The following is a 26,979-nucleotide window of genomic DNA, read 5'->3' as shown; positions in this document are numbered from 1 at the left end:
TGCGGCGAGCAAGGCCAAAGCTACAGGCGTCCACTGACAACGGACGGGCAATGGCCCCGGACCTGGACTTTACGATGCACTCATGCGTCTAATTGATCGTTTCAGAATGAGGTTCGGAGTCGTCTCAGGCAGATGATGCTGCAGGCGAGTTGAAGCAAGCCGAGGTGCAGGTCGGCGCGTACCTCGTAGCGGATACGCAGGCGCTTGAACTGGTGGAGCCAGGCGAAGGTCCGCTCGACCACCCAGCGGGTCTTACCCAGGCCGGAACCGTGGGCGACGCCTCGACGGGCAATGAGAGGCTTGATCCCACGCCTCCACAGCAGGCGGCGGTACTTGTCGAAGTCGTAGCCCCGGTCGGCGAACAGTCTGCGCGGTCGTGTCCGCGGGCGTCCTCGCAGACCCCGGATCGGTGGGATCGCGTCCAGGAGCGGCAGGAGCTGTGTGACATCGTGGCGGTGGCCGCCGGTCAGCGTTACGGCGAGCGGGCTGCCATGCCGGTCGACGATCAGGTGGTGCTTGCTGCCCGGCCGGCCCCGGTCGACCGGCGAAGGTCCGGTGTGATCCCCCCTTTGAGCGCCCGGACGTGCGAGCCGTCGATCGCCGAGTCGTCCATCTCCAGGAGACCCACCGCTCGCAGCTCGGCGAGAAGCACTTCGTGCAGGCGGGGCCAGACGCCAGCCTCGGTCCAGTCCCGGAGCCGACGCCAGGCGGTCACTCCTGAACAGCCAACGACCTGGATGGGAACATCGCGCCAGGCCACGCCTTTGCGCAGCACGTACATGATGCCGGCGAGCGCAACGCGGTCCGACACCGGCAGTCGTCCGGGGTGGCGATGGCGCCGGGCAGGCCGAGTGGGGAGAAGCGCAGCTATGCGCTCCCAAAGATCGTCGGGAACAAGGTCAGCAGACACGTCAGAGAGTCTGCCCGACGCTCTATCAGGCATTGACCGCGACGCCGGTGTTGATGCGACTGGCAGGGCTGGGCGGGTTCAGCGCCAGCCTCCGTGGCGAGGTTCCACATACTCGCCGAACAGGGGACCGAACTCCTGACCGTCGTCGTCGGTTACAACGTAGTCCGGTTCGGTCTTTGAGGCGGCTGCGTGCAACCGGATGACGAGGTCAGCGACAGGCACGGTCCGCAGCGACAGGGCTGCGGCCACCTGGGCAGCCTCGTTGTCGATGTCCGGGTTGTACTTGTCACGGGACCGTTCAAGGCGTCGAGCGGAGACCTGCATGACCTCGACATCGCCACCGCTCGAGAACGTGAGGCAGTCGTGCCATTCCAGCCCGATGATGATCTCCAGCGCTTCCCCAAGATCATCGGCGAGCAGACCGCCTTCCCCCTCCGAACTCGCGTACACCACCGGTCGGCGACCGTTCTGCTCTGCACAGAGGAAGTACGCCCCACCGGCGGACTCCCCGGCGATCACCTCCATCGGCGCACCCGAGGCAAGCCTCAAGCCCTCGCCATAGTGCTTCCGATGGATGTCGAAGCCGAACGACGACCTCAGCAGTAGATCGATCTCTGGGGTGTTCTGGATCAGGTCGAGCAGATGATCACTTGAGGTCATGGCACGGACGATAGCGACTGTCACTGACGTGCCGGCACCACGGTGAACAGCGTGGTGCCGTCCGTCCGTGGCCTGACCCCCGCAGATGGCGCGCTTCACGTCCGCTTCGAAGGTCCATCCATACAGCACCTAAGCCATCACTGCTCATTCTGAAACCACCAGTAAGTCTCGCCCACCCGGCCTTGGGACCGGGGCCGGACCACGGGGGCGGGCCCGCGACCGTGGAGCGGTTCGCGGCACAATCCCTGTCATGCAGCTCACCCCGCGCGAACTCAACCGGGCCACACTCGCCCGTCAACTGCTGCTGCGGCGGGAGTCCCTGACCGCCGCCGACGCGGTCCGCTGTGTCGTGGCGTTGCAGGCGCAGCACCCGGCCTCGCCGTACCTCGCGTTGTGGAACCGGCTCAGTGGTTTCGACCCGGCCGACCTGGACGCCGCCTTCACCGGCGGTGAGGTCGTCAAGGCGACCCTGATGCGGATCACGCCGCACGCGGTCCACGTGGACGACTATCCGGTCTTCCGCGCGGCGATGCAGCCCACGCTGTACGCGTCCCGGCTCGGCTACCGTTTCGCGGCGGCGGGGCTCACCCCCGCGGACGCGGGCGAACTGGTGCCGGAACTGGTGGATTTCGCCGACCGCCCGCGAACGGCCACCGAGCTGGAGGAGTGGCTTGAGCGGCGGCTGGGCGCCGAGAAGCGGGCCGGAGCCTGGTGGGGACTGCGGTCGTACGCGCCGCTGTGGCACCTCCCGGACGGTGGGCCGTGGGCATTCGGCGCCCGGCCGTCGTACGTCGCGTCGCGGGCGGCCTTCACGCCCACGGGGCGGCAGACGGATCCGAAGGCCGTGCAGGACCTCGTCCTGCGGTACCTAGCAGGGTTTGGGCCCGCGTCGGTGGCGGACGTGGCGCAGTTCGCGATGGTGCAGCGGGCCCACGTCCGCGAGGCGCTGCACGCCCTGGACGGCGCTGTCGAGCGGATCCAGGGACCGGGCGGTACGCCCCTGTTCGACATACCCGGCGCTCCGCGCCCGTCCGCGGACACACCCGCCCCACCGCGACTGATGGCCATGTGGGACAGCGTCCTGCTGGCCTACGCCGACCGGGGCCGGGTGATTCCCGAGGACTACCGCCCGCTGGTGACCCGGAGGAACGGCGACGTGCTGCCGACGCTGCTGGTGGACGGCCATGTCGCCGGCGTGTGGCGCCCGGTCGAGGGCGGTATCGAGGCGACGGCCTTCCATGAACTGTCGCCCGAGGCCTGGGACGGACTCGCCGCGGAGGCCCGGGCCCTGACGACGTTGCTGGCGGATCGCGAACCCCTCGTCTACGGCCGGTACGGCCACTGGTGGGACAAGCTCCCCGACGCCCGGGTGCGGATACTCCCGGGCCGCGCCGACTCCTGAGAAGCCCACGGGGGCCATCGGATTCTGCTCTCGCGATCGCGCAAGCTGTTTGCATTTCTTGCGCTATTCTTGCGCGCATGACGCGACGACTTGCGGAAGTGGCGAAGAAGGTCGGGGTCAGCGAGGCCACGGTCAGCCGGGTGCTCAACGGCAAGCCCGGAGTCTCCGAAGCCACCCGGCAGGCGGTGCTCTCCGCGCTCGACGTCCTCGGCTACGAGCGGCCCACGCAGCTGCGCGGGGAGCGCGCCCGGCTCGTCGGGCTCGTCCTCCCCGAGCTGCAGAACCCCATCTTCCCGGCGTTCGCCGAGGTCATCGGCGGTGCCCTGGCCCAGCTGGGCCTGACCCCCGTGTTGTGCACGCAGACCAAGGGCGGCGTCTCCGAGGCCGACTACGTCGCGCTGCTGCTGCAACAGCAGGTCTCCGGCGTCGTCTTCGCCGGCGGCCTGTACGCGCAGGCCGACGCCCCGCACGATCACTACCGGGTGCTCGCCGAGCGGAACATCCCGGTGGTCCTGGTCAACGCGGCCATCGAGCACCTCGGGTTCCCGGGCGTCTCCTGCGACGACGCCGTCGCCGTCGAACAGGCCTGGCGGCACCTCGCCTCGCTGGGGCACGAGCGCATCGGGCTGGTGCTCGGACCGGGCGACCATGTGCCCTCGGCCCGCAAGCTCGCGGCGGCCCGGGCGATCGCCGACCACTTGCCCGACGAGCACGTCGCGCGGGCCATGTTCTCGATCGAGGGCGGTCACGCGGCGGCGTCCAAGCTCATCGACCGAGGGGTCACCGGGTTCATCTGCGCCAGCGACCCGCTCGCGCTGGGGGTGGTACGGGCCGCCCGCCGCAGGGGACTTGACGTTCCGTCGCAGATATCCGTTGTGGGCTACGACGACTCGGCCCTCATGAACTGCACGGAACCGCCCCTCACCACCGTCCGCCAGCCCATCGAGTCGATGGGGAAGGCCGCGGTCGAGTTGCTGAACGCGCAGATCGGAGGCAGTTCCGTACCGGCCGACGAGCTGCTGTTCGAGCCCGAACTGGTGGTCAGGGGGTCGACCGCGCAAGCGCCTCGTCTCTGAGATCCGGTGCACTGTCAAATAATTTCAGATTCTGCGCGATATCTTGCGGCTCGCTGCTGTCGGTGCTTGAGTGTGCGGCGCCGACCGCTCCTGCCCAAAGGGGTCCACCGATGAGAAGCACCGGGTTCCGCCGTACCTTCGTCGCGCTCAGCGTCTGCTCCCTCGCCCTCGCCGCATCCGCCTGCGGCTCCGGGGACGACTCGGCGAGCGGCAAGACGCGCATCACCGTCAACTGCGAGCCACCCAAGAGCGCCAAGGTCGACCGCGGGTTCTTCGAGCAGGACATCGCCGCCTTCGAGAAGAAGAACGCGGACATCGACGTCGTAGCCCATGACGCGTTCCCCTGCCAGGACCCCAAGACCTTCGACGCCAAGCTCGCCGGCGGTCAGATGGAGGACGTGTTCTACACGTACTTCACGGACGTGAAGCACGTCGTCGACACCGGTCACGCGGCCGATCTGACCTCGTACGTCAAGGAGTTGAAGAGCTACGACACCATCCAGCAGCAGCTGCGCGACATCTACACCGTCGACGGCAAGATCTACGGCATCCCGCGCACCGGCTACTCGATGGGGCTCATCTACAACAAGCAGCTCTTCCAGAAGGCCGGTCTCGACCCCGAGAAGCCCCCGGCCACCTGGGAGGAGGTCCGCGCCGACGCCAAGAAGATCGCCGCGCTCGGCAACGGAACCGTGGGCTACGCCGACTACAGCGCGCAGAACCAGGGCGGCTGGCACTTCACGGCCGAGCTGTACTCGCAGGGCGGGGACGTCGTCAGCAGCGACGGCAAGAAGGCCACCATCGACACTCCCGAAGGCCACGCGGTGCTGCAGAACCTGCACGACATGCGCTGGACCGACAACTCCATGGGCAGCAAGCAACTCCTCGTCATCAACGACGTACAGCAGCTGATGGGCTCCGGGAAGCTCGGCATGTACCTCTCCGCCCCCGACAACATCCCGATCCTGGTGAAGGAGAAGGGCGGCAACTACAACGACCTAGCCATCGCCCCGATGCCCGGCGGCAAGGGCACGCTGATCGGCGGCGACGGCTACATGTTCAACAAGAAGGACACTCCGGCCCAGATCCGGGCCGGTCTGAAGTGGCTGGACCACATGTTCCTCACCCCGAGCAAGGGCTTCCTCGGTGACTACGCCCGGGCCAAGAAGAACAACGCCCCCGTCGGCCTGCCCGAGCCGCGGCTGTTCACCGGCGCCGCCGACGCCAAGGACCAGGAGGCCAAGAAGGCCAACGCCAACGTCCCGGTGGAGAACTACCAGTTCTTCCTCGACGGCAACCACTCCCTCCAGCTGAAGATCGAGCCGCCGAACGCCCAGCAGATCTACTCCGTTCTCGACGGTGCCGTCTCCGCGGTGCTCACCAAGAAGGACGCGGACATCGACCAGCTGCTGAAGGACGCCTCCGGCAAGATCGACAACATCCTCGCCCGGAGCTGACACCGATGACCGAGACGGCAGCACGGCGGCCCCCGCAAGCGGTCGCCGTCCGCCCGGTGCAGGCGCCGCCCACGGGAGGGGGGCGTGGGCGGCGCCGCGTCGCCGACCAGGCCCGCGCCTACGCCTTCCTCCTCGGCGGCCTGCTCTGCTTCGCCCTGTTCTCCTGGTACCCGGCGATCCGCGCGGTCGTGATCGCCTTCCAGAAATACACGCCGGGCTCCGCGCCCGAGTGGGTGGGCACGGCCAACTTCACCCGGGTCCTGCACGACCCGGAGTTCGCCGCGGCCTGGCGCAACACGCTCGCCTTCACACTGCTGGCCCTGCTGATCGGCTTCGCGGTCCCCTTCCTGCTGGCCCTCGTCCTCAACGAACTCAGGCACGCGAAGGCCTTCTTCCGGGTCGTGGTGTACCTGCCGGTGATGATCCCGCCGGTGGTCAGCGCCCTGCTGTGGAAGTGGTTCTACGACCCCGGTGCCGGCCTCGCCAACGAGGCGCTGCACTTCCTGCACCTGCCCACCTCGAACTGGACCAACGGCGCCGACACCGCGCTGGTCTCCCTGGTCCTCGTGGCGACCTGGGCCAACATGGGCGGCACCGTACTGATCTACCTCGCGGCGCTGCAGGGCATCCCGGGCGAGCTGTACGAGGCGGCCGAACTGGACGGTGCCAACCTGCTGCAGCGCATCCGGCACGTGACGATCCCGCAGACCAGATTCGTCATCCTCATGCTGATGCTGCTGCAGATCATCGCGACGATGCAGGTGTTCACCGAGCCGTTCGTGATCACCGGAGGCGGCCCGGAGAACGCGACCGTCACTGTGCTCTACCTCATCTACAAGTACGCCTTCCTCTACAACGACTTCGGCGGGGCCTGCGCGTTGAGCGTCATGCTCCTCGTGCTCCTCGGCGCGTTCTCCGCCGTCTACCTGTGGCTCACCCGCTCCAGGGAGGGGGACGCATGAGCACCCGCACACTCGTCTCGCCGGCCGTCCTGGCCCGCCCGCGCGGCAAGGCCGTGTACTGGACCGTCTTCACCGCCGTCGTCGTGCTGTTCGCGCTCGCCTTCCTGTTCCCCGTGTACTGGATGGTGACCGGCGCGATGAAGTCACCGGACGAGGTGGCCAGGACCCCGCCCACGCTCATCCCCGAGCGGTGGCACCTGACCGGTTACACCGACGCCTGGGACCTGATGCAGCTGCCCGAGCATCTGTGGAACACGGTGGTGCAGGCGGCCGGCGCCTGGCTCTTCCAGCTGGTGTTCTGCACGGCCGCCGCCTACGCCCTGTCCAAGCTGCGGCCCGCCTTCGGCAAGGTGATCCTCGGTGGCATCCTCGCCACCCTGATGGTCCCGGCCCAGGCGCTGGTGGTGCCCAAGTACCTGACGGTGGCCGACCTGCCGCTGGTCCACACCAGCCTGCTCAACGACCCCCTCGGGATCTGGCTGCCGGCGGTCGCCAACGCCTTCAACCTCTATCTCCTCAAGCGGTTCTTCGACCAGCTCCCGCGGGACGTCCTGGAGGCGGCCGAGATCGACGGTGCCGGCAAGCTGCGCATCCTGTGGTCGATCGTGCTGCCGATGTCGCGGCCCGTCCTCGGCGTGGTGTCGATCTTCGCGCTGGTCGCCGTCTGGCAGGACTTCCTGTGGCCGCTGATGGTCTTCTCCGACACCGACAAGCAGCCGATCAGCGTGGCCCTGGTCCAGCTGTCGCAGAACATCCAGCTGACCGTGCTCGTCGCCGCGATGGTGATCGCCAGCATCCCCATGGTCGCGCTGTTCCTCGTCTTCCAGCGGCACATCATCGCCGGAATCAGCGCGGGCAGCACGAAGGGCTGACACCGCCCTCCTCCCCGAGACAGAAAGGCAAGCACAGTGGGACAGCCCATCCCTGCCCGGAAAGACAAGGACTGGTGGCGCTCCGCCGTCATCTACCAGGTGTACGTCCGCAGCTTCGCGGACGGCGACGGGGACGGCACCGGAGACCTCGCGGGCGTCCGCGCGAGGCTGCCGTACCTCGCCGAACTCGGTGTGGACGCGCTGTGGTTCAACCCCTGGTACCTGTCACCGATGAAGGACGGCGGCTACGACGTCGCCGACTACCGTGCCATCGACCCCGCCTTCGGCACGCTCGCGGAGGCCGAGAAACTGATCGCCGAGGCGCGGGAACTGGGCCTGCGCACCATCGTCGACATCGTGCCCAACCATGTCTCCGACCAGCACGCGTGGTTCCAGGCAGCCCTCGCCGCGGGACCCGGCAGCCCGGAGCGCGAACTCTTCCACTTCCGGCGCGGACGCGGCGCGGACGGCGAACTCCCGCCCAACGACTGGCCGTCCCAGTTCGTCGGCTCCACCGAGCCCGTGTGGACCCGGCTGCCCGACGGCGACTGGTACCTGCACCTGTTCACACCCGAGCAGCCGGATCTCAACTGGGCCCACCCGGCCGTCCGCCAGGAGCACGAGGACATCCTGTGCTTCTGGTTCGAGCGCGGCGTCGCGGGCGTGCGCATCGACTCTGCGGCCCTGCTCGCCAAGGACCCCGCGCTGCCGGACTACGTCGAGGGCAGGGACCCCAACCCTCTCGTCGACCGCGACGAACTCCACGACATCTACCGCTCCTGGCGGGCCGTGGCCGACGACTACGACGGAGTCTTCGTGGGCGAGGTGTGGCTGCCGGACGCCGAGCGCTTCGCCCGCTACCTCCGCCCCGACGAGCTGCACACGGCGTTCAACTTCTCCTTCCTGTCCTGCCCCTGGGACGCGGCGCGGCTGCGTACGTCGATCGACACGACGCTCGCGGAGCACGCCCCGGTGGGCGCTCCGGCCACCTGGGTGCTGTGCAACCACGACGTGACCCGCACGGTCACCCGCTACGGACGCGCGGACACCGGCTTCGACTTCTCCACCAAGGCCTTCGGCACCGCCACCGACCTCGCCCTCGGTACCCGCCGGGCGCGGGCCGCGGCGCTGCTGTCCCTGGCCCTGCCCGGCGCGGTCTACGTCTACCAGGGCGAGGAACTCGGGCTGCCCGAGGCCGACGTTCCCGTGGACCGCATCCAGGACCCGATGTACTTCCGTTCGGGCGGCACCGCTCCGGGCCGTGACGGCTGCCGGGTCCCGCTGCCCTGGGCGGCCGAGGCGCCGTACGCCGGTTTCGGCTCCCGCGAGGAGCCGTGGCTGCCGCAGCCGGCCGACTGGGCGACGTACGCCGCCGACCTGCAGGACCGGGACCCCGGCTCGATGCTCGCCCTCTACCGCGAGGCGATCCGCCTGCGCCCCGTGTTCGGGGACGGTCCGCTGACCTGGCTGCCCGCCCCCGAGGGCGTCTTGGCCTTCCGGCGCGCGGACGGGGTGATCTGCATCGTGAACCTCGCCGCCACGCCCGCCGAACTGCCTCCCCACTCCCGACCCCTGCTAACCAGCGGCCCCCTGGACGACCGGGGCCGCCTGCCGCAGGACACGGCGGCCTGGCTGCGCGCCTGAGACCGCCTGACGCACCGCGCTATCCCACCACCCCCACAATGAAGGGATCAGCACATGCACGGGCACACACACAGTTCTGTCAGGCGCATGCCAGCGATCGGGGCGGTCGTCGCCCTGGCCGCCGGCATGCTCGCCACCCTCGGCACCCCCGCCGCCCATGCCGCGGGCGCCACCCTGCCCTTCACCTCGGTGGAGGCCGAGTCGGCCACCACCACCGGCACCAGGATCGGCCCGGACTACACCCAGGGCACCCTCGCCTCCGAGGCCTCCGGGCGTCAGGCCGTACGCCTCGGCGCCGGCCAGCGCGTCGAGTACACCGTGCCACGCGCGGCCAACGCGGTGAACGTCGCCTACAGCGTCCCCGACGGCCAGTCCGGCACGCTGAACGTGTACGTCAACGGAACCAGGCTGTCGAAGACCCTCGCGGTCACCTCCAAGTACTCGTACATCGACACGGGGTGGATCCCCGGCTCGAAGACCCACCACTTCTTCGACAACACCAGGCTGCTGCTCGGGCAGAGCGTGCAGGCGGGCGACAGAATCGCCTTCGAGTCCACCGGCACGCAGGTCTCGGTGGACGTCGCCGACTTCGAGCAGGTCCCGGCGGCCGCCGCCCAGCCGGCCGGATCGGTCTCCGTCACCTCCAAGGGCGCCGACCCCAGCGGACAGGGCGACTCCACCCAGGCGTTCCGGGACGCCATCGCCGCCGCCCAGGGCGGAGTGGTCTGGATCCCGCCGGGCGACTACCGGCTCACCTCCTCGCTCAGCGGCGTGCAGAACGTGACCCTCCAGGGCGCGGGCAACTGGTACTCCGTCGTGCACACCTCTCGCTTCATCGACCAGTCCGGATCCTCCGGGAACGTTCACATCAAGGACTTCGCGGTCCTCGGCGAGGTCACCGAGCGCGTGGACTCCAGCCCCGACAACTTCGTCAACGGCTCGCTCGGCCCGAACTCGAGCGTTTCGGGCATGTGGATCCAGCACCTGAAGGTCGGCCTCTGGCTGACCGGCAACAACGACAACCTTGTCGTGGAGAACAATCGCATCCTCGACACCACCGCGGACGGTCTCAACCTCAACGGCACCGCCAAGGGCGTGCGTGTCCGCAACAACTTCCTGCGTAACCAGGGCGACGACTCGCTCGCCATGTGGTCGCTGTACTCGCCCGACACCGACAGCAGCTTCGAGAACAACACCATCTCGCAGCCGAACCTCGCCAACGGCATCGCCATCTACGGCGGCACCGACATCGCTGTCAGGAACAATCTGATCTCCGACACCAACGCCCTGGGCAGCGGAATCGCCATCTCCAACCAGAAGTTCCTGGACCCCTTCAACCCGCTGGCCGGCACGATCACGGTCGACGGCAACACACTGGTCCGCACCGGGGCCATGAACCCCAACTGGAACCACCCCATGAGCGCGCTGCGCGTCGACTCCTACGACAGCGCCATCAACGCCGCCGTCAACATCACCAACACGACGATCAACGACAGCCCCTACAGCGCCTTCGAGTTCGTCTCCGGCGGCGGACAGGGCTACCCGGTCAGGAACGTCACCGTGGACGGTGCGACCGTGCGCAACACCGGCACGGTGGTCGTGCAGGCCGAGGCCCAGGGCGCCGCGACCTTCCGCAACGTGACCGCCACCGACGTGGGCTCGGCGGGCATCTACAACTGCCCCTATCCGTCCGGCTCCGGCGCCTTCGCGCTCACCGACGGCGGCGGGAACTCCGGCTGGAGCAGCACCTGGTCGGACTGCTCGACCTGGCCCCAGCCCGGTCAGGGCAACCCGCCCCCGGACCCGGACCGCAACCTCGCCAAGGGCCGTCCGGCCACCGCGACCGGCTCGCAGGACGTCTACACCCCGGGCAAGGCCGTCGACGGGGACGCGAACAGCTACTGGGAGTCCACCAACAACGCCTTCCCGCAGTCCTGGACGGTCGACCTCGGCTCCACCCAGGCCGTGCGCCGGCTGGTGCTGAAGCTGCCGCCGTCCCCGGCGTGGGGTGCGCGCACCCAGACCATCACGGTGCTGGGCGGCACCGACGGCTCGAACTTCTCGACAGTGGTCGGCTCACAGGGCTACCGCTTCGACCCGGCGACCGGCAACACCGCGACGGTCGCCCTGCCCGCTGGCACGCATCTGCGCTACCTGAGGCTGACCGTCAGTGCCAACACCGGCTGGCCCGCTGGCCAGTTCAGTGAGGTGGAGGCGTACTCGGCCTCGTGACCACCGTGACCCCGCGCCGCGCCACTCCGGCCCGCTCGTACCCATGGGTCCGGAGCCGGCATCGGCGCGGGGTCACCCGGTTGTACCGGGCGCTCCTCGGGGGCCGCTTCGGCCACCAACGGCGAGAGCCCAGAGCCGGAACAAGGTCGGAACCTCTCCGGACAAGTAGCCGCCACGGTACGCGTTGACGCTCCTTTGACCTGTGGTTATGCACATTCCGGCCGTTGATGCTGTGCACAAGAGAACCACATGTACCGGCGACCTTCACGTCGGCGCCATCGGACCCTTCCTTGACGTTTGTTGCCCTTGGAACACTCGCTGCGCGCACGTTTCCTCATGTTCCGGCCATCCGCACCCAGGATGAGAGGTCCCGCAGTCATGTCCGAAGTCAATCGGCGCCGATTCCTCCAACTCGCGGGCGGTACTGCCGCTTTCACCGCGCTCTCCAGCAGCATCGAGCGTGCTGCTGCCCTTCCCGCGCACCACCGCTCAGGCACCATCGAGGATGTCGAGCACATCGTCGTCCTAATGCAGGAGAACCGCTCTTTCGACCACTACTTCGGCACGCTCAGAGGTGTGCGCGGGTTCGGCGACCCGCACCCGATGACCCTCCAGAACGGCAAGTCGGTCTGGCACCAGTCGGACGGCACGAAGGACGTCCTCCCCTTCCGCCCCGACGCCGACGACCTGGGCCTGGCGTTCATCCAGGACCTCCCGCACGGCTGGAACGACGGCCACGCCGCCTTCAACGGGGGCAAGTACGACAAGTGGGTGCCCGCCAAGTCCTCGACGACGATGGCATACCTGACGCGCAAGGACATACCCTTCCACTACGCGCTCGCCGACGCCTTCACCATCTGCGACGCGTACCACTGCTCGTTCATCGGCTCCACCGACCCGAACCGCTACTACATGTGGACGGGTTACACGGGCAACGACGGCAAGGGCGGCGGCCCGGTCCTCGGCAACGACGAGGCCGGTTACAGCTGGACCACCTACCCCGAGCGCCTAGAGAAGGCCGGGGTCTCCTGGAAGATCTACCAGGACGTCGGCGACGGCCTGGACGCCAACGGCTCCTGGGGCTGGATCCCGGACGCCTACCGCGGCAACTACGGCGACAACTCGCTGCTCTACTTCAAGCAGTACCAGAACGCGCAGCCCGGCGACCCGCTGTACGACAAGGCCCGCACCGGCACCGACGCCCGCAAGGGCGAGGGCTTCTTCGACCAGCTCAAGGCGGACGCCAAGGGCGGCAAGCTGCCGCAGATCTCCTGGATCGTCGCCCCCGAGGCCTTCACCGAGCACCCCAACTGGCCCGCGAACTACGGCGCCTGGTACGTCTCCCAGGTCCTCGACGCGCTCACCTCCGACCCGAAGGTGTGGGCGAAGACGGCCCTGTTCATCACGTACGACGAGAACGACGGCTTCTTCGACCACCTGGTCCCGCCGTTCCCGCCGGCCTCGGCCGCGCAGGGCAAGACCACGGTCGACGCCGGCCCGGACCTCCTCAAGGGCGACGCTGGCCATGTCGCCGGTCCGTACGGCCTCGGCCAGCGCGTGCCCATGCTCGTGATCTCGCCTTGGAGCAAGGGCGGCTACGTCTGCTCCGAGACCTTCGACCACACGTCCATCGTCCGGTTCATGGAGAGCCGCTTCGGCGTGTACGAGCCGAACATCTCGCCCTGGCGGCGCTCGGTCTGCGGCGACCTGACCTCCGCGTTCGACTTCTCGCACCAAGACGCCAAGCCGGTGTCGCTCCCGGCCACCGACGGCTACGAGCCGCCGGACCACGACCGTCACCCCGACTTCGTGCCGACCCCGCCCGCCAACCCCGCCCTGCCCAAGCAGGAGCGCGGTCTGCGGCCCACCCGCCCGCTGAAGTACGTACCCGCCGTGAACGGTTCGGCGGACGCCGCGGCCGGTACGTTCACGCTCACCTTCGCCTCCGGGGCGCACGCCGGTGCCGCGTTCCTCGTCACCTCCGGCAACCGCACCGACGGCCCCTGGACCTACACCACCGAGGCCGGCAAGACCGTGTCGGACACCTGGAACTCGGTGTACTCGAACGGCTCGTACGACCTGACCGTGCACGGCCCGAACGGCTTCCTGCGCGTCTTCAAGGGCCCCGGCAAGCAGGCCGGACCCGAGGTCACCGCGCGGCCCACCGGCGACGACATCGAGCTGACCTTCACCAACAAGGGCTCCGGTACGGTCAAGCTCAAGGTCACCAGCGCCTACGGCGGTGCCGCCAAGACGGTCACGGTCCGCAGCGGTGCCACCGTTCGGTACACCGTCGACCTGGGCGCGAGCAAGCGGTGGTACGACCTCACCGTGACCTCCGACGCCGACCCGTCCTTCCTGCGGCGGCTCGCGGGACACGTCGAGAACGGCCGGCCGGGCGTGAGCGACCCGGCGATCGTCACGAAGTGACCTCTGCTCAGACGGTCCACGGTGCCGGGGCCGGCGACGGCCCCGGCACCGGCCGCTCGGCACGCCTGCCGAGCGAAGCCGTACGGGCGGTGAGTCCCGTATCACGGGGGCTGGCCAGACACCGGTGCGGTCGGGGTAGTGTGCCCCGGTGACCACGCAATCGAACACTCCTGCAGGCTGGTACCCGGACCCGCACGGCGCGCCCCGCACCCTGCGGTACTGGGACGGCGCCCAGTGGACCGAGCACACCCACGCGGACCAGCAGGGCCAGGCTTCGGCCCAGGTGCCGCAGCAGGGGATGCCCGGCGGCCAGCCGCAGCAGGCGTACGGTCAGCAGCCGTACGGACAGCAGGCGGCGGGGCTCGATCCGCGCGTCCAGCGTCAGGTGCAGCAGCAGGCGGGTGTCGCCCCGAGCGGTGCCGGCGGCGGCACGCTGTTCACCGAACCGGTGCTGGTCGTGAACCAGAAGGCCAAGCTGATCGAGCTGACGAACGAGTACAGCGTCTTCGACCAGCACGGCAATCAGATCGGTTCGGTCACCGAGGTCGGGCAAAGCGCGCTGAAGAAGGTGCTGCGCTTCGTCTCCAGCGTCGACCAGTTCCTGACGCACAAGCTGGAGATCCGCGACGCCCACGGGCAGCCGCAGCTGGTGCTGATCCGGCCTGCGAAGTTCTTCAAGTCGCGGGTCGTCGTGGAGCGTCCGGACGGACAGCCCGTGGGCGAGATCGTCCAGCAGAACATGATCGGCAAAATCAACTTCGCGATGAACGTGAACGGCCAGAAGGTCGGGGCGATCAAGGCGGAGAACTGGCGCGCCTGGAACTTCGCCATCGTCGACCACGCCGAGAACGAGGTCGCCCGGATCACGAAGACCTGGGAGGGCCTGGCGAAGACGATGTTCACGACCGCGGACAACTACGTCCTGCAGATCCACTACCAGCTGCCCGAGCCGCTGCTGAGCCTGGTCGTGGCCACGGCGCTGACCGTGGACACGGCGCTCAAGCAGGACTCCCGGGGCTTCGGCTGAGCCTCGTCGGGACTCCGCAGAACGAAGACGGCGGCCGGCGCGTGCATCCACGCGCCGACCGCCGTCCGTTCGTTCACCGGGTTCCTCCGAGGATGCCCCGGCCTTCAGGCCGGGGAGGAATCGGAGGAACCCGGCGGAGCAGGGCGGGGAAAGGGCAATCGCCGCCAGGGCGATTGGCCGTCCACCACGGGACGGGGTGAGCAGGCCCGCTTTGATCAAGAGCTCTCAACTGTCGGTCCTCCCGGATAGATTCGGGTTCATGACGACGGACGCGACGATGGATGGGGATGCCGGGCATGCCCGGTACACGTATCGTCTTCGTGTGTCCGCCGGCGCGCGGGCTGCGCTCGAAGCGGAGTGGGACCGGTGCCGCTGGATCTGGAACGAGTGCGTGGCCAAGTCCAAGGCCGTGTACCTGCACAACAAGGTGCGTTCCGGGGACAAGTTGACGTGTGGTCCAGCGCGGCTCGACAAGATGCTGACCGGGGCGCGTCGGGTGACGCCGTGGCTCGCGCAGGGCGCGAGCGTGCCGCAGCAGCAGGTCATACGCGACTTCGCGACATCGCGGGCGAAGGCGCTGGGGGACATCAAGGCCCGGGTGCCGATGCGGCAGCGTGCGGGGATGCCCCGTTGGAAGAAGAAGCGGGAGGCCGATCCGTCGTTGAACTACACCCGGCGTGGGTTTTGTCTCAAGGACGGGTGCCTGCACCTGGCGGGCGGGATCGTGCTGACGGTGGTGTGGTCGCGCCGGCTGCCCAAGGCGCCGTCCTCGGTGCGCGTGTACCGCGACAGTATCGGGCATTGGTACGCGTCCTTCGTGACCGCCGCCACCACTGAGCACCTGCCGAAGACCGGCCGCATGATCGGGATCGACTGGGGCGTCAAGGAGAGTGCGACCACCACGAGCGACGATTACGACCTTCCCCACGCCCAGCATGGGAAGAAGGCCCAGGCGAAGCTCTCGCGCTATGACCGGATGATGGCCCGACGCCGACCGGCCAAGGGGCAGGCCGCCTCGAAGGGCTACCGCGAGGCGAAGAAGCTGCGCGCGAAGGCGTACGCCAAGGTCGCCGGGCAGCGTCAGGATACCGGCCGCAAGTGGGCCAAGTCCGTGGTCTGCGGCCATGACCGGATCGCGGTGGAAGACTTCCGCCTGAAGTTCCTTGCGAAGACCACCATGGCCGAGAAGGCGGCCGACGCCGCTATCTCGGCAACCAAGCGCGCCCTGATCGAGATGGGCCGCAAGCATGGGCGGGATGTGCGCCTGGTGCATCCCGCGCACACCACGATGGAGTGCGCAGACTGCGGAGCGAGAACCAAGCACGCGCTGCCTCTCTGGGAACGAACGTATACCTGCACGCGATGCGGAGCCGTGCGCCCTCGGGACAAGAATTCCGCGTTCGTGATGCTGGTCCGGGCGGGTTGGTGCCCGGCAGGTGCTGAGGGCGTAAGACCTTCCGGGCTGCCGGCCCGGAAGGCTGCCTGAGCCTGGAATCCCCACACACGCCCCAAGGCGCCCCGCAAGGGGCGTCCGGCCGCAAGGCCGGACGGGAATCCCCCCGCCTTCGGGCGGGGGAGCCTTCAAAGTGCTGTGAGGTGCTCCGGCGGTGCGGACGCCGGCTGCTGGGGCAGCAACGTCGGCTCGTAGGGGACCGGCCGGGGCTTCAGTTCGAGGACCGGCACGACCGCCTGGCCGCCGTCCGCCGGAGGCGGGACGAGCGTGGGCGCCGACCGCGACAGCGTCACCACGCCCCAGGAGGCCAGCGCCGCCCCGGCGGTCGCGAGGAGCAGGCCTGCCGCGCCGCCCTGGAGGCGCTCGCCCAGCAGGGAGAGGCCGATCACCGCAGCGGCGACCGGGTTGGCGAGGGTCACCACCGCGAGCGGTGCGCCGAGGCCGTCGCGGTACGCCGCCTGCGACAGCAGCAGACCGGCCGTCGCGAAGGCCGCCACCAGCAGCGCCACCACCACGACCTGCGTGTCGAGCAGCGGTCCCGAACGGTCCGTCGCCGCGACCGTCACCGTCTGGGTGAGCGCCGAGGCCACCCCGGAGGCGAAGCCGGACGAGGTCGCGTGCCGCAGGCCCGGTCGGGCGCCCGCGGAGCGGGGAGCGGACAGCACTCCGATCGCCGCGGTGGTGGCGCCGGCCACGGCCAGCGCCTGCGGGAGGCTCAGTATGTGGTCGGGCTCCGGTCCGGAGGCGGTCACCAGCAGCGCGCTCAGACCCAGCAGCGTGAGGCCGGTGCCCCGCCACTCCACCGGGCTGACCCGGCGTCCGGCCGCCCGCGCCCCGAGCGGTACCGCCGCCACCAGCGTGAGCGCGCCGAGCGGCTGCACCAGGGTCAGCGTGCCGAACTTGAGGGCGGCGACGTGCAGCAGCGCGGCGGAGGCGTTCAGGACGACCGACCACCACCAGGCGCCGTGCGTCAGCAGTCGCAGCACACCGGTGCCCGAGGTCCGGGCCGCGAGCCGCTCCTGGGCCACCGCCGCGGCCGCGTACGCGACCGCGGAGACGAGTGACAGGAGGACGGCGAGGACTGTGGCGCTCATTGGCCTGCTCCCACCAGTGCGGAGCGGTTCGCCCTCGCGGGTTGGGCCCGCCTCGGCGACGGCACGTGCCCCGCCACCGGAGTGGCCTTGCCCCGGGAGGCCGGCGACGGCGCGTGCACCAGGGCCAGTGCCACGCAGAGCAGGAGGGCGGCGACGATCGCGTCCAGCCAGTAGTGGTTGGCCGTGCCGACGATCACGGTGAGGGTCAGCAGGGGATGCAGTAGCCACAGCCACCGCCACCGCGACCGGGTCGCCGCGATCAGGCCGATCGCGACCATCAGTGCCCAGCCGAAGTGCAGTGAGGGCATGGCGGCGAACTGGTTGGCCATCGAGTCGGTCGCGGGCCTGGCCCCGTACACCGTCGGCCCGTACGTCTGCCCGGTGTCCATCAGGTGGGCCACGTCGAGCATCCGTGGCGGCGCGAGCGGAAATGTGAGATGCAGCACCAGCGCGGCGCCGGTGAGCAGGGCGAGGACCCGGCGGGCCCACAGGTAGTGGTCGGGGCGTCGTATGTAGAGCCAGACCAGGAAGGCGATGGTGGCCGTGAAGTGGATGGCGACGTAGTAGATGTTCGCCGTGCGGACGAGGGCGGTGCTGTGCAGCAGTGCGGACTGCACGGCGCCCTCGCCCGGCAGATGGAGGGAGCGCTCCCAGTCCCAGACCCGGTATGCGTTGCGGAAGGCCTCGGCGGTGTGCCCGTTCGCGAGCTGCCGGCCGAATTTGTAGACGAGGAAGAGACCTGCGACCAGCAGGAGCTCGCGGGTGAGAGGCGGCCGGTGTATCGCGGCCGCCTCTCCTCTTTCAGGCTCGGTACGGGAATCCATCCCCCGGCCCCTTTGCTGACGTGCGTGGGGTGGTGCGTGGTGAGCCCAGGAAAGGGTCCACTCGACAGACGAGTGGGTCCTGTCCAAGGCTCATCGATACGCCAGTGTACCGATACGCTCGCGTACCGGTACACTGGCGTATCGATATACTGGTGTGAAGCGGCCCACGGGCCGGGGCCACGACCGAGGAGCGAAGTCATGACGTCGCAGGCAGCGGAGGCGCCGGAGACGGTTGCCGCCTCGCGCCGCTCCAAGCTCACGGCCGAGCGCGAGCAGGAGTTCTTCGACGCCGTGCTCGACCAGATCCGCGAGTGCGGCTATGAGGCGGTCACCATGGAGGGCGTCGCCGCCAGCGCCCGCTGCAGCAAGTCCACGTTGTACCGGCAGTGGAAGACCAAGCCCCAGTTCGTGGCGGCGGCGATCAGGGCGAACGGCTGCCCGCGGTTCATCGGCGTCGACACCGGTTCGCTCGCCGGGGACCTGCGGGCCGCCGCCCGGACCGCGGCCGACTGGTCCGCGCGCGACACCAGGCTGTTCCAGGCCCTCGGACACGCCGTCATGCAGGACAAGGAACTGGCGAAGGCGCTGCGCGAAGCCCTGATCGAGCCCGAGATCAAGGCGCTGCAGGAGATCGTCCGGCGTGGCGTGGAGCGCGGGGAGGTGCCCGGCGACCACCCGGCACTCCCGTACGTGCCCGCACAGCTGCTGGGCGTCCTGCGAGTCCGTCCGCTTCTCGAGGGTCGGTACGCGGACGAGGACTACCTCGTGCGTTTCGTCGAGTCGGTGCTGCTGCCGATGCTCGGACTGACATGAGACCCGGGCCGCCGTCCGAGGGATGACAGGACGGCGGCCCGCTCGCGCCGCACCGTGGGGACGGGGGCGGCGCACCTGGCCGGGTGGGGTTCCTCTGGAGCGGAGAGGAGCCCCACCCGGCCGCAACTTTTCCGGCCGGGCCCGGGTGACGGCGGTTAGGCGCTCTGTCCGTTGCCGCTCGACACGGCCTTGATCCCCGCGGTGATCCGGTCCAGCACTGAGGGCTTCGGCGCGTTCGCCCCGACGTCGATGCCCAAGCGGACGACCACGAGCTGGCCGGTGCCCGCGGGCGAGGGGAAGACCAGGGACTCGACATAGCCGTCGGCGCCCTTACTGGTGATCGCCTTCCAGCGGACCATGTAGCCCTGCTGCCCGGCCACGGTCACCGCCTTGGAGGCCAGCACCTCGTGCGAGGTGATCCCGCCGTAGGACGAACCGTACGATTCCTGGGCGTTCTTGGCTATGTCCTGCTTCGCAGCCGCCTCCGCCGTGCCGGCGGTCAGACCCTGGGCTCGGGCGGACGCCGAGTACGCCCCACCGGTGTTGCAGCTCTGCGACGTGTCACCCGGGCACTTGTACTCGACCTTCGACTGGATCGAGGCCCCGCCCTCGATGGTTCCGCCGCTCCAGCCGTCCGGGACCGGGATGCTGATGCCGTTGAACGGGTCGGTGGCGTACCCGTCCTCGGTCCGCGGCTGACCGGACTCACCGGGTGCGGGAGTCGCACCGTCCGAACCGCCGGATCCGCCCTGGCCCCCGAAGGGACCGCCGTTCTGGCCGCCGAAGGGACCACCGCCCTGGCCCCCTTGACCACCCGGGTCGCCCTGACTCTCCTGGCCGCCGGAGCCGCCCGGGCCCTGAGCACGCGCGGAGTTGCCGCCGTTGCCGTCGTTCGCGGTGAGCGTGTAGACGCCACCGCCGATTCCTGCGAGGACCAGTACCGCCACCGCGACGGCCAACCTGGTGCGCACGCCGCGCCGCGCCGGGGCCGGCGGGGCTCCCGGATAGGGGACGAGGGCGTACGGCTCGGTTCGCCCGTCTGCGCCGGCCTGCGGCTGCACCGGTGGACCCCACGCTGCGGCCGGCTCCGCGGGGCGGATCCGATCCGTCCATGCCCCGCCGTCCCACCAGCGCTCGGTGGCGGGCCCGTCACTTGTCTGCCCCGGGTCGGGGTACCACCCGGGAGGAGTCACCTGCGTCATGGCTCCACCGTAGAAGCCATGCGTGAAAGAGGGATGAGAGCCCCGGCCGCGACACCCCACTAGCCCCCGTGGCCCCGGAAAGTTTGCTTCATTTTCAGGGGACTTTACTGACATTTACTTTCACCACGGCTGGTCGGCGGGCCGTCGCGTCGCCCCGGGACACCCCGCGTCACCCATGACGGCAACAGGTGTTCCGACCTGCCTCCACCTGGGCCCGGGGGCGACTAGGCTCAATGCCTGTACGTCGTTTGGGCGACCTGGGGAGGTACCGGGATGACGGAGGCACGGCCCGGCGGGGCCGCCACGGCTTCCCTGTGGGAACGCGACGCGGAACTCGCCGTCGTCACCGAGGCGGTCGACGCGCTTCGTGACGACGCCGCGCCCACGCAGTCGGGGAGCCTGCTGGTGTTCGACGGGGAGGCGGGCATCGGCAAGACGGCGATCCTCGCGGAGACGCGCCGTATCGCGGAGAGGCGCGGCTGCACGGTCTGGTCGGCACGCGGCGGCGAGACCGTCACGTCCGTCCCCTTCAATGTCGTACGGCAGTTGCTCCAGCCCGCGCTTCTGTCACTGATGCCGGAGGAGGCGCGCGAGTACCTCGGTGACTGGTACGACGTCGCGGGCCCGGCCCTCGGGATAGCCGAACCCGGTGACCGCCGGGCCGACCCGCAGGGCGTGTGCGACGGCCTGGTCGCGGCCGTCTCCCGGCTCGCCAAACGGGAGTGGCCGCTGGTCCTGATCGTCGACGACGCGCACTGGGCCGACCAGGAGACCCTGCACTGGCTGGCCACCTTTTGCGAACGTCTCGACGAACTGCGCGTGCTCGTCGTGGTGGCGCTGCGCCCCGGCGAGGTCGCCGGTGACGGCTCACGCCATCTGGACCTGGTCGCCGCGACCGCGCGCCGCCCGGTCCGCACCCTGACCGCGCTCACCCCCGAAGCGGCCGCCGGACTCACCCGGGCCACCCTCGGTGCGCACGCCGACGCCCCGTTCTGCCGCGAGGTGTGGGCCGTGACCGGCGGCAACCCGTACGAGACCGTCGAACTCCTCGCCAAGGTGCAGGACAGCCAGCTCGAACCGGTCGAGGCCTCCGCCGCAGAACTGCGCGCCCTGAACCGCTCGGCCCGGGGCCACGGACTCGTGGCCCGACTCGAAGGCCTCGGTATCGAAGCCACCCGGTTCGCCTGGGCGGCGGCCATCTTGGGCACCGGCATCACCGTGGAACTGGTGGCCCGGCTCGCCACCATGAGCCCGACGGAGGCGGGGCGCTGCGCCGAACTCCTGAGCGCGGCCCGCATCCTCAGCGAGCCCTACCTGGCGGTCCGTCAGGCGGACGGCGGCGAGCTGGAGTTCGTCCATCCGCTGATCGCCAGCGCCGTCTACCGCTCGATCCCCGACGGACTGCGCACCGCGATGCACGGCATCGCCGCACAGGTCGTCACCGACTCCGGGCTCGGTGCGGCGGCCGCCTCCCGCCATCTCCTCGAGGTCCACCCGGACGACGACGAGGAACTCGTCGAGCAGATGCGCGAGGCCGCCCGTGAACACCTCGCGGTCGGCGCGCCCGAGGCCGCCCGCCGCTGCCTGGAGCGCGCCCTGGTGGAGCCGCCGCTACCGCAGGTGCACCCGCACGTCCTCTACGAACTGGGCTGCGCCACGCTGCTGACCTCGCCCGCCACGACCATCGACTACCTCCAGGCGGCGCTCGCGATGCCCGGCCTTGAGGGCGAGGACCGGGTGAGCGCCGTCTACCGGCTTTCCCAGGCCCTGCTGCACAACGACCAGCTGAACGAGGCGGTCCGCACCGTCGACGCCGAGGCCGCCCGGCTCGAACCCGGCCCCTCACGCATGCGTCTGCAGGCCGTCCACTACATGTGGGAAGGGATCCACGCGGCCGAGGAGGACTCCCCGGCCCGTTCCCGGGAGCTGGCCGAACTGGCCCGCACCTGCACAGGGCGGGACAACTCCGAGCGCGCGCTGCTCATCCTGCGCGGCTTCGACGCGATGACCCACGGCGAGAACGCCGAGGAGGTCGTGGACCTGTGCGACCGCGCCCTCGTCAACGGCCGCCTCGCCCCGGGACTCGGCTGGACCGACACCGAGTGGGGCATCGAACTGCTGCTGATGCTGGGCAGCGCCTACGCCTACACGGACCGACTCGACCGGGCCGAGAGCCTGTTCAGCGAGGCCCTGCGCGCCTATGAGTCCGCGGGCTGGAGCGGCGGCCACCTCTCCCTCGCGCATGCCTACGTCGGACTCGCCCACCGCAGACGGGGCCGCCTCAGGGACGCGGAGACCTCCCTGCGCGAATCCCTGCGCCTGGCCGAGCGCGTCGGCCGCGGGCTGCCCCTGTACTGGTCCGCGACCTGCGGACTCGTCGACACCCTGCTCGCCCGCGGGCATGTCGAGGAGGCCTGGTCGATCGCGGATCGGTACGGATTCGCGCCGCCCTATCCGTCCACGATCGTGCTGCCCGACACCCGGTCCGTGCGCGGCCGGCTCCTGATCGCCGTCGGCCGGACCAAGGAGGGCGCCAACGAACTGGAGGCCGCCGAGAAGGCGTGCGCCGGACGCGGCCACAACACCGTGTTGGCGCCCTGGGCCGGCGACCTCGCCCGCGCGCTCGCCACCGAGGACCCGCGCCGTGCCGCCGAGCTTGCCGCGACCGTCCGCCGTCAGGCCGAACTGCTGGGCACCGACACGGCGATCGGCGAGGCCCTGCGCGTCGCCGCCGCTCTGGAGACGGGCCAGCGCTCCGTCACGCTGCACGCCCAGGCGGTGACCTACCTGGAGTCCTCGCCCTGTGCCTATGAGCACGCGGCGGCGCGTGTGGAGTACGGCATCGCCGCGCGCTCCGTAGCGGAACTGAGCCGGGGTCTGACGCTGGCCCGGTCGTGCGGGGCCGACGGACTGGCGGCCCGGGCGCAGGCGGTGCTCGACAACGGCCGGGGGCTGCGCTGAAGTCCCGTTACAGCGCGAGCAGTTGGCCGGTGACCGCCGCCAGCCGCCGCTGCACCTCCCGGTCGTACGCCTGCTCGTGCGCCCGTGCCGGACGGGTGCCGTCGAAGTAGCCGCCGGTGCCCAGGTCCCGGGTCGCCAGGGCCAGCACGCCGGGCGCGCCGTCGGCCACCGTGTTCCACGGGGCGATGCCGCCCTCGCGGACCATGGCGGTGTCCATGTAGGTGGCGGGGTGCAGCACGTTCACGGAGACACCGCTGTCCCCGAGCTCCTCGGCCAGCGCGAAGGTGTGCGCCGCGAGAGCGAACTTGCTGCGGCAGTACGCGGACATGCCGCCGTAGCCGCGTGTCAGCTCCGGGTCGTCGAAGTCCAGGGGCTCCTGGCCCGCCGAGCCGACGTTGACGATCCGGGCGGGAGCGCCCGCCTTCAGCTGTGGCAGCAGGGCGCGGGTGAGGGCGACCGGCGCCAGATAGTTGACCGCGAGCCGGAGCTCGTGCCCGTCGGCGCTGACCTCACGGCCGGACCCGCGCGGACCACCGCCCACACCCGCGTTGTTGATCAGGACGTCGAGGCGGGGATGTGCGGCGGCGACCTCCTCGCCGAGCCGCCGCACCTGGGCGAGCGAGGCCAGATCGGCGACGAACCCCTCGGCCTCGCCCTCGGTGCCCAGCTCCGCGACGAGTTGGTCGGTGCGGCCCGCATCGCGCCCGTGGGCGAGGACCAGGTGTCCCGAGCGGCCCAGCTCGAAGGCGATGTAGCGGCCGAGACCGGAGGTGGCGCCGGTGATCAGAACAGTCGACATGCCCCCACCCTAGGCACGCGCCCGGGCGGTATGGGAGTGCTGCTGAAGCTACGACCAGCAGGGTCACCCTTGGGCGGTTTCCTCCTCGGCGAGCACCTGCTGCGCCACCGCGAAGGCGGAGTTCGCCGCCGGGACGCCGCAGTACACCGCCGTATGCAGCAGCACCGCGCCGATCTCCTCGGGAGTGAGCCCGTTGCGTCTGGCCGCCCGGACGTGCAGGGCCAGCTCGTCGTGATGGCCGTGCGCGACGAGCGCCGTCAGTGTGATCATGCTGCGCTCGCGGCGGGACAGCGTGGGGTCGGTCCAGATCTCGCCCCAGGCGTAGCGCGAGATGAAGTCCTGGAACCGGGCGGTGAAGGGGGTCTGGCGCGTCTGCGCCCGGTCCACATGCGCGTCGCCGAGGACCTCGCGGCGCACCGCCATGCCCCGCCGGGGAGCGCCGGAGAAGTGCGCCCGCAGGGCCGTGAGGACGGCTTCCGGGCACTGCGCCGGCGCCAGGTGCGAGGCGCCCGGGATCTCCACCAGGGCCGAGCCGGGCACCGCGTCCGCGATCTCCCGCAGATGCGCCGGGGGAGTCGCCGGGTCCTCGCGGCCCGCGATCAGCAGCGTCGGCACGGTGATCGACGGCAGCCGGTCACGGATGTCGAACGCGGCGAGCGCGTCGCAGCAGGCGGCGTACGCGGCGGGGTCCGCCTCCCGGTGGTCCTGGACGAGCCGGGGCACCGTGAACCCGGCCGTGAACCAGCGTGCGTCGGCGGTCGCCGCCACCGGCGCCATCCCCTCCCGGCGGACCAGCGCGGCCCGTTCCTGCCACGGACCCGCGCCGTTGAAGTGCGCGGAGGAGCAGACGACGGCGAGCGAGGAGATCCGCTCGGGGTGGTGCACGGCGAGATGCAGCCCCACCGCTCCGCCGAGCGACACCCCGGCGTACGCGAAGCGGTCCACGCCGAGCGCGTCGGCGAGTGCCAGCACCAGCCCGGCCAGATCGGCGACGGTGGCGCCCGGGCCGATGAGGTCCGGGGCGGAACCGCCGTGGCCCGGCAGGTCCCAGCGGACCACCCGGTGGTCGGCCGACAACTCGGGCGCGACCTTGTCCCACAGGGCACAGGAGGTGCCGAGGGACGGTCCGAGGAGCAGCGGGGCAGCGGTGGGCGCGCCCTCGGCGTGGTGGTACGGCAGCTTGGTGGTCACGAGCGCTCCAGGGCACGGTCGGTGAGGGCCGGGGCGGCCCCGGTGTAACGGGCCGGATCGGTCAGGACCTCCACGTCGAGGTCCTTCAACTCCGGTTCCTCGGCGAGGATTTCGGCGAGTTGGCGGCCCTCGGTGCGGGCGCGCCGGGCGGCCTCGGTGAGCAGTTCCTTGGCATGGGCGCGGCCCACCACCGGGGCCAGCTCGGCCGCCAGCCGCTCGGAGACGATCAGCCCGTGGGTGAGGCCGAGGTGTGCGCGCATGGCGTCCGTGTCCACGCGCAGCCCCTCGGCCAGTTCCACGGCGTCGCGCGCGGCGCCGCCGGCCAGCCGCAGCAGATCGCGCAGCGGCTCCCACTCGGCGTGCCAGGCCCCGGCGGGGCGTTCGTCCTCCGCGGCCAGGGATCCGTACAGCGTGGCGGCGAGTTGCGGGGCCCGCCGGGCGGCCGCCGCGATCAGCGTCGCCCGCACGGGGTTCGCCTTGTGCGGCATCGCGGAGGAGCCGCCGCCGGCGCCTTCGGCGACCTCGGCGACCTCGGCGACCTCGGTACGGGAGAGCGTCAGCACGTCCACGGCCATCTTGCCCAGCGCTCCGGCGGTGAAGGCGAGTCCGCCCGCGAGGTCGGCGATCGGGGTGCGCAGGGTGTGCCAGGGCAACTCCGGTTCAGCGAGACCCAGTTCCCGCGCGTAGGCGGCGGTGAGCGCCCGGGGGTCGCGGGCGCCGTACACGGTGAATGCCGCCAAGGTGCCTGCCGCGCCGCCCAGTTGCGCGGGCAGTTGCTCCCGTACGGTCCGTACGCGGTCCCGTGCGTCGAGCACCAGCGCCCGCCAGCCCACCGCCTTCAGCCCGAACGTGGTGGGCACCGCGTGCTGGGTGAGCGTCCGTCCGGGCATGACGGTGTCCCGGTGGTCCGCGGCGAGCCGGGCCAGCGCCCGCTGCGTACGTTCCAGGTCGGACAGCACCAGGTCGAGGGTGCGCACGGCGACCAGTATCGTCGCTGTGTCCATGATGTCCTGGCTGGTCGCGCCCCGGTGGACGTACGGTCCGTACTCCGCGCCGACCGCCTCGGTCAGATCGGCGACCAGGGGGATGACCGGATTCCCGCCTCCGCGGGCACGCCGGGCGAGGGAGCGAACGTCGAAACGGTCCGCACGGGCCGCCTCGGTCACCACCGTCGCGGCAGCCCGCGGGGCCAGGTCCAGCGCGGCCTGGGCCCGGGTCAGCGCGGCTTCGGCATCGAGCATCGCCCGCAGATAGGCGAGGTCGCTCGTCGCGGACGCGGCAGGGGAGTCGGTCCACCCGGGGGCGAGCAGACCGGCGTCGGGCTCTGCCGGGGGCACCTCCCGGCCGAAGGGCCCCGGCGTCACTGGAACTCCAGGAAGACCGTCTCGCCCTTACCCTGAAGGCGGATGTCGAACCGGTGGGTGCCGTTGTCCTCGGCCACGGCGATCAGCGTGTCGCGGCGGTCCTCCTCCAGCCGTCCCAGCAGCGGATCGGCGGCGAGCGCCGCCTCGTCGACCGGCAGGTAGATCCGGGTGAACAGGTGCATGAGCAGGCCCCGGGCGAAGACGCAGACGCTGATGTACGGCGCGCTCAGCCCGCGCGCTCCGGGCCGCAGCGTACGGGCGTACCAGTGGCCGTTGGCGTCCGTCTGGACGCGCCCCCAGCCGGTGAACTCCACGCCGTTGCGGCCCAGATAGCCGCCGGTGGCGGGATCGCGCCGGATCGAGCCGTCCACCTGCGGCACGTTGCCGTCCGGGTCGGGGCCCCACAGCTCGAGGAAGGCGTCGGGCAGAGGCTCGCCCTCGCCGTCGTACACGTGCCCGTGAAGGGTGATCTGGTCCCGGTGCCCGAGCGGGGCGATGTCGGCGCCACCCGGGAAGGGCAGGGCGTAGCCGTAGAAGGGGCCGACGGTGTGCGACGGTGTCGGCAGCACGCTCTCGGGGCTGCTTGTGTCGATCTTCGTCATGGTG

At 70.5% G+C, this 26,979-nt stretch carries 21 protein-coding genes; 12 read left to right on the top strand and 9 right to left on the bottom strand.

Annotation, left to right across the window (positions count from 1 at the left end; translation table 11 throughout):
• Window positions 1-101: 101 nt before the first annotated feature.
• A protein-coding gene (locus tag ACQEXA_RS10035; protein ID WP_432935200.1) for an IS5 family transposase occupies window positions 102-910 on the bottom strand; the annotation gives its coding sequence in 2 pieces (ribosomal slippage) (window positions 102-571 and window positions 571-910; 810 coding nt in all).
• Window positions 911-988: 78 nt separating this feature from the next.
• A complete protein-coding gene (locus ACQEXA_RS10030) occupies window positions 989-1,570 on the bottom strand; it encodes a hypothetical protein (RefSeq protein ID WP_365171696.1) in 582 nt (193 codons plus the stop codon).
• 250 nt (window positions 1,571-1,820) lie between these two features.
• Here ACQEXA_RS10030 and ACQEXA_RS10025 point away from each other — a divergent pair, with 250 nt between their 5' ends.
• From ACQEXA_RS10025 to ACQEXA_RS09980, 10 genes are all read left to right on the top strand, one after another.
• The gene (locus ACQEXA_RS10025) at window positions 1,821-2,972 is read left to right on the top strand and encodes a winged helix DNA-binding domain-containing protein (RefSeq protein WP_433129464.1); all 1,152 of its coding nucleotides are present in this window, start codon (window positions 1,821-1,823) and stop codon (window positions 2,970-2,972) included.
• A 77-nt stretch (window positions 2,973-3,049) separates the two neighbouring features.
• A complete protein-coding gene (locus ACQEXA_RS10020) occupies window positions 3,050-4,048 on the top strand; it encodes a LacI family DNA-binding transcriptional regulator (protein ID WP_432935202.1) in 999 nt (332 codons plus the stop codon).
• A 110-nt stretch (window positions 4,049-4,158) separates the two neighbouring features.
• A complete protein-coding gene (locus ACQEXA_RS10015; protein WP_433129462.1) occupies window positions 4,159-5,505 on the top strand; it encodes an ABC transporter substrate-binding protein in 1,347 nt (448 codons plus the stop codon).
• A gap of 5 nt (window positions 5,506-5,510) precedes the next feature.
• Entirely contained in the window at window positions 5,511-6,467 is a 957-nt protein-coding gene (locus ACQEXA_RS10010) for a carbohydrate ABC transporter permease (protein ID WP_432935204.1), read from the top strand.
• A complete protein-coding gene (locus ACQEXA_RS10005; RefSeq protein WP_433129460.1) occupies window positions 6,464-7,339 on the top strand; it encodes a carbohydrate ABC transporter permease in 876 nt (291 codons plus the stop codon). Before ACQEXA_RS10010 ends, ACQEXA_RS10005 begins: the two co-directional genes overlap by 4 nt.
• Window positions 7,340-7,375: 36 nt before the next feature.
• Window positions 7,376-8,983, top strand: coding sequence for a glycoside hydrolase family 13 protein (locus ACQEXA_RS10000; RefSeq protein ID WP_432935206.1), 1,608 nt, complete (start codon window positions 7,376-7,378; stop codon window positions 8,981-8,983).
• 87 nt (window positions 8,984-9,070) lie between these two features.
• Window positions 9,071-11,215 carry a discoidin domain-containing protein gene (locus tag ACQEXA_RS09995; RefSeq protein WP_433129458.1) on the top strand — a complete coding sequence of 715 codons (2,145 nt, stop codon included), beginning with the start codon at window positions 9,071-9,073 and terminating at the stop codon, window positions 11,213-11,215.
• 378 nt (window positions 11,216-11,593) lie between these two features.
• Entirely contained in the window at window positions 11,594-13,645 is a 2,052-nt protein-coding gene (locus ACQEXA_RS09990; protein ID WP_433129456.1) for a phosphocholine-specific phospholipase C, read from the top strand.
• A gap of 148 nt (window positions 13,646-13,793) precedes the next feature.
• The gene (locus ACQEXA_RS09985; protein WP_432935209.1) at window positions 13,794-14,672 is read left to right on the top strand and encodes a phospholipid scramblase-related protein; all 879 of its coding nucleotides are present in this window, start codon (window positions 13,794-13,796) and stop codon (window positions 14,670-14,672) included.
• 259 nt (window positions 14,673-14,931) lie between these two features.
• Window positions 14,932-16,158 (top strand): RNA-guided endonuclease InsQ/TnpB family protein, encoded by a 1,227-nt coding sequence (locus ACQEXA_RS09980; RefSeq protein ID WP_433129454.1) that lies wholly within the window; start codon window positions 14,932-14,934, stop codon window positions 16,156-16,158.
• Between the two features lie 95 nt (window positions 16,159-16,253).
• Here ACQEXA_RS09980 and ACQEXA_RS09975 read toward each other — a convergent pair whose 3' ends face one another.
• Together ACQEXA_RS09975 and ACQEXA_RS09970 are read right to left on the bottom strand one after the other, a co-directional pair.
• Entirely contained in the window at window positions 16,254-17,219 is a 966-nt protein-coding gene (locus ACQEXA_RS09975) for a DMT family transporter (protein WP_432935211.1), read from the bottom strand.
• Window positions 17,216-18,043, bottom strand: coding sequence for a phosphatase PAP2 family protein (locus ACQEXA_RS09970; RefSeq protein WP_432935212.1), 828 nt, complete (start codon window positions 18,041-18,043; stop codon window positions 17,216-17,218). The genes ACQEXA_RS09975 and ACQEXA_RS09970 overlap by 4 nt, the downstream gene beginning before the upstream one ends.
• A 198-nt stretch (window positions 18,044-18,241) precedes the next feature.
• Here ACQEXA_RS09970 and ACQEXA_RS09965 point away from each other — a divergent pair, with 198 nt between their 5' ends.
• The gene (locus tag ACQEXA_RS09965) at window positions 18,242-18,856 is read left to right on the top strand and encodes a TetR/AcrR family transcriptional regulator (RefSeq protein WP_432935213.1); all 615 of its coding nucleotides are present in this window, start codon (window positions 18,242-18,244) and stop codon (window positions 18,854-18,856) included.
• Window positions 18,857-19,011: 155 nt separating this feature from the next.
• Here the strand turns inward: ACQEXA_RS09965 and ACQEXA_RS09960 are convergent, their stop codons facing one another.
• Window positions 19,012-20,058, bottom strand: a complete 1,047-nt coding sequence (locus ACQEXA_RS09960; RefSeq protein WP_433129452.1) for a DUF2510 domain-containing protein — start codon at window positions 20,056-20,058, stop codon at window positions 19,012-19,014.
• 273 nt (window positions 20,059-20,331) lie between these two features.
• Here ACQEXA_RS09960 and ACQEXA_RS09955 point away from each other — a divergent pair, with 273 nt between their 5' ends.
• The gene (locus tag ACQEXA_RS09955; protein WP_433129450.1) at window positions 20,332-23,019 is read left to right on the top strand and encodes an ATP-binding protein; all 2,688 of its coding nucleotides are present in this window, start codon (window positions 20,332-20,334) and stop codon (window positions 23,017-23,019) included.
• A 7-nt stretch (window positions 23,020-23,026) separates the two neighbouring features.
• On the opposite strand, the gene ACQEXA_RS09950 is transcribed toward ACQEXA_RS09955, so the two are convergent.
• The 4 genes from ACQEXA_RS09950 to pcaG all read right to left on the bottom strand — a co-directional run bounded on the left by ACQEXA_RS09950 (window position 23,027) and on the right by pcaG (window position 26,975).
• Complete coding sequence (locus ACQEXA_RS09950; RefSeq protein WP_432935216.1) at window positions 23,027-23,818, bottom strand: SDR family NAD(P)-dependent oxidoreductase; 792 nt, start codon at window positions 23,816-23,818, stop codon at window positions 23,027-23,029.
• A 63-nt stretch (window positions 23,819-23,881) separates the two neighbouring features.
• Complete coding sequence (gene pcaD / locus ACQEXA_RS09945) at window positions 23,882-25,009, bottom strand: 3-oxoadipate enol-lactonase (RefSeq protein ID WP_433129448.1); 1,128 nt, start codon at window positions 25,007-25,009, stop codon at window positions 23,882-23,884.
• Window positions 25,006-26,373 (bottom strand): 3-carboxy-cis,cis-muconate cycloisomerase, encoded by a 1,368-nt coding sequence (pcaB, locus tag ACQEXA_RS09940; RefSeq protein WP_432935218.1) that lies wholly within the window; start codon window positions 26,371-26,373, stop codon window positions 25,006-25,008. Before pcaB ends, pcaD begins: the two co-directional genes overlap by 4 nt.
• Window positions 26,370-26,975 carry a protocatechuate 3,4-dioxygenase subunit alpha gene (gene pcaG / locus ACQEXA_RS09935; protein WP_432935219.1) on the bottom strand — a complete coding sequence of 202 codons (606 nt, stop codon included), beginning with the start codon at window positions 26,973-26,975 and terminating at the stop codon, window positions 26,370-26,372. Before pcaG ends, pcaB begins: the two co-directional genes overlap by 4 nt.
• Window positions 26,976-26,979 lie beyond the last annotated feature (4 nt).

This window comes from Streptomyces sp. CA-106110 (assembly GCF_050936285.1).
GTDB lineage: Bacteria > Actinomycetota > Actinomycetes > Streptomycetales > Streptomycetaceae > Streptomyces.
The sequence above is the reverse complement of the archived record's forward strand: the minus strand, read 5'-3'. Positions and strand labels throughout refer to the sequence as shown.

Excerpts from the sequence above, each read along its gene's own strand:
- ACQEXA_RS10025 (WP_433129464.1), top strand. The coding sequence starts at position 1,821 with ATGCAGCTCACCCCGCGCGAACTCAACCGGGCCACACTCGCCCGTCAA.
- ACQEXA_RS09980 (WP_433129454.1), top strand. The coding sequence starts at position 14,932 with ATGACGACGGACGCGACGATGGATGGGGATGCCGGGCATGCCCGGTAC.
- pcaG (WP_432935219.1), bottom strand. The coding sequence starts at position 26,975 with ATGACGAAGATCGACACAAGCAGCCCCGAGAGCGTGCTGCCGACACCG.
- ACQEXA_RS09950 (WP_432935216.1), bottom strand. The coding sequence starts at position 23,818 with ATGTCGACTGTTCTGATCACCGGCGCCACCTCCGGTCTCGGCCGCTAC.
- ACQEXA_RS09990 (WP_433129456.1), top strand. The coding sequence starts at position 11,594 with ATGTCCGAAGTCAATCGGCGCCGATTCCTCCAACTCGCGGGCGGTACT.
- ACQEXA_RS09975 (WP_432935211.1), bottom strand. The coding sequence starts at position 17,219 with ATGAGCGCCACAGTCCTCGCCGTCCTCCTGTCACTCGTCTCCGCGGTC.
- ACQEXA_RS09995 (WP_433129458.1), top strand. The coding sequence starts at position 9,071 with ATGCCAGCGATCGGGGCGGTCGTCGCCCTGGCCGCCGGCATGCTCGCC.
- ACQEXA_RS10030 (WP_365171696.1), bottom strand. The coding sequence starts at position 1,570 with ATGACCTCAAGTGATCATCTGCTCGACCTGATCCAGAACACCCCAGAG.
- ACQEXA_RS10005 (WP_433129460.1), top strand. The coding sequence starts at position 6,464 with ATGAGCACCCGCACACTCGTCTCGCCGGCCGTCCTGGCCCGCCCGCGC.
- ACQEXA_RS10010 (WP_432935204.1), top strand. The coding sequence starts at position 5,511 with ATGACCGAGACGGCAGCACGGCGGCCCCCGCAAGCGGTCGCCGTCCGC.
- ACQEXA_RS09965 (WP_432935213.1), top strand. The coding sequence starts at position 18,242 with ATGACGTCGCAGGCAGCGGAGGCGCCGGAGACGGTTGCCGCCTCGCGC.
- ACQEXA_RS09960 (WP_433129452.1), bottom strand. The coding sequence starts at position 20,058 with ATGACGCAGGTGACTCCTCCCGGGTGGTACCCCGACCCGGGGCAGACA.
- ACQEXA_RS09955 (WP_433129450.1), top strand. The coding sequence starts at position 20,332 with ATGACGGAGGCACGGCCCGGCGGGGCCGCCACGGCTTCCCTGTGGGAA.
- ACQEXA_RS10020 (WP_432935202.1), top strand. The coding sequence starts at position 3,050 with ATGACGCGACGACTTGCGGAAGTGGCGAAGAAGGTCGGGGTCAGCGAG.
- ACQEXA_RS09970 (WP_432935212.1), bottom strand. The coding sequence starts at position 18,043 with ATGGATTCCCGTACCGAGCCTGAAAGAGGAGAGGCGGCCGCGATACAC.
- ACQEXA_RS10015 (WP_433129462.1), top strand. The coding sequence starts at position 4,159 with ATGAGAAGCACCGGGTTCCGCCGTACCTTCGTCGCGCTCAGCGTCTGC.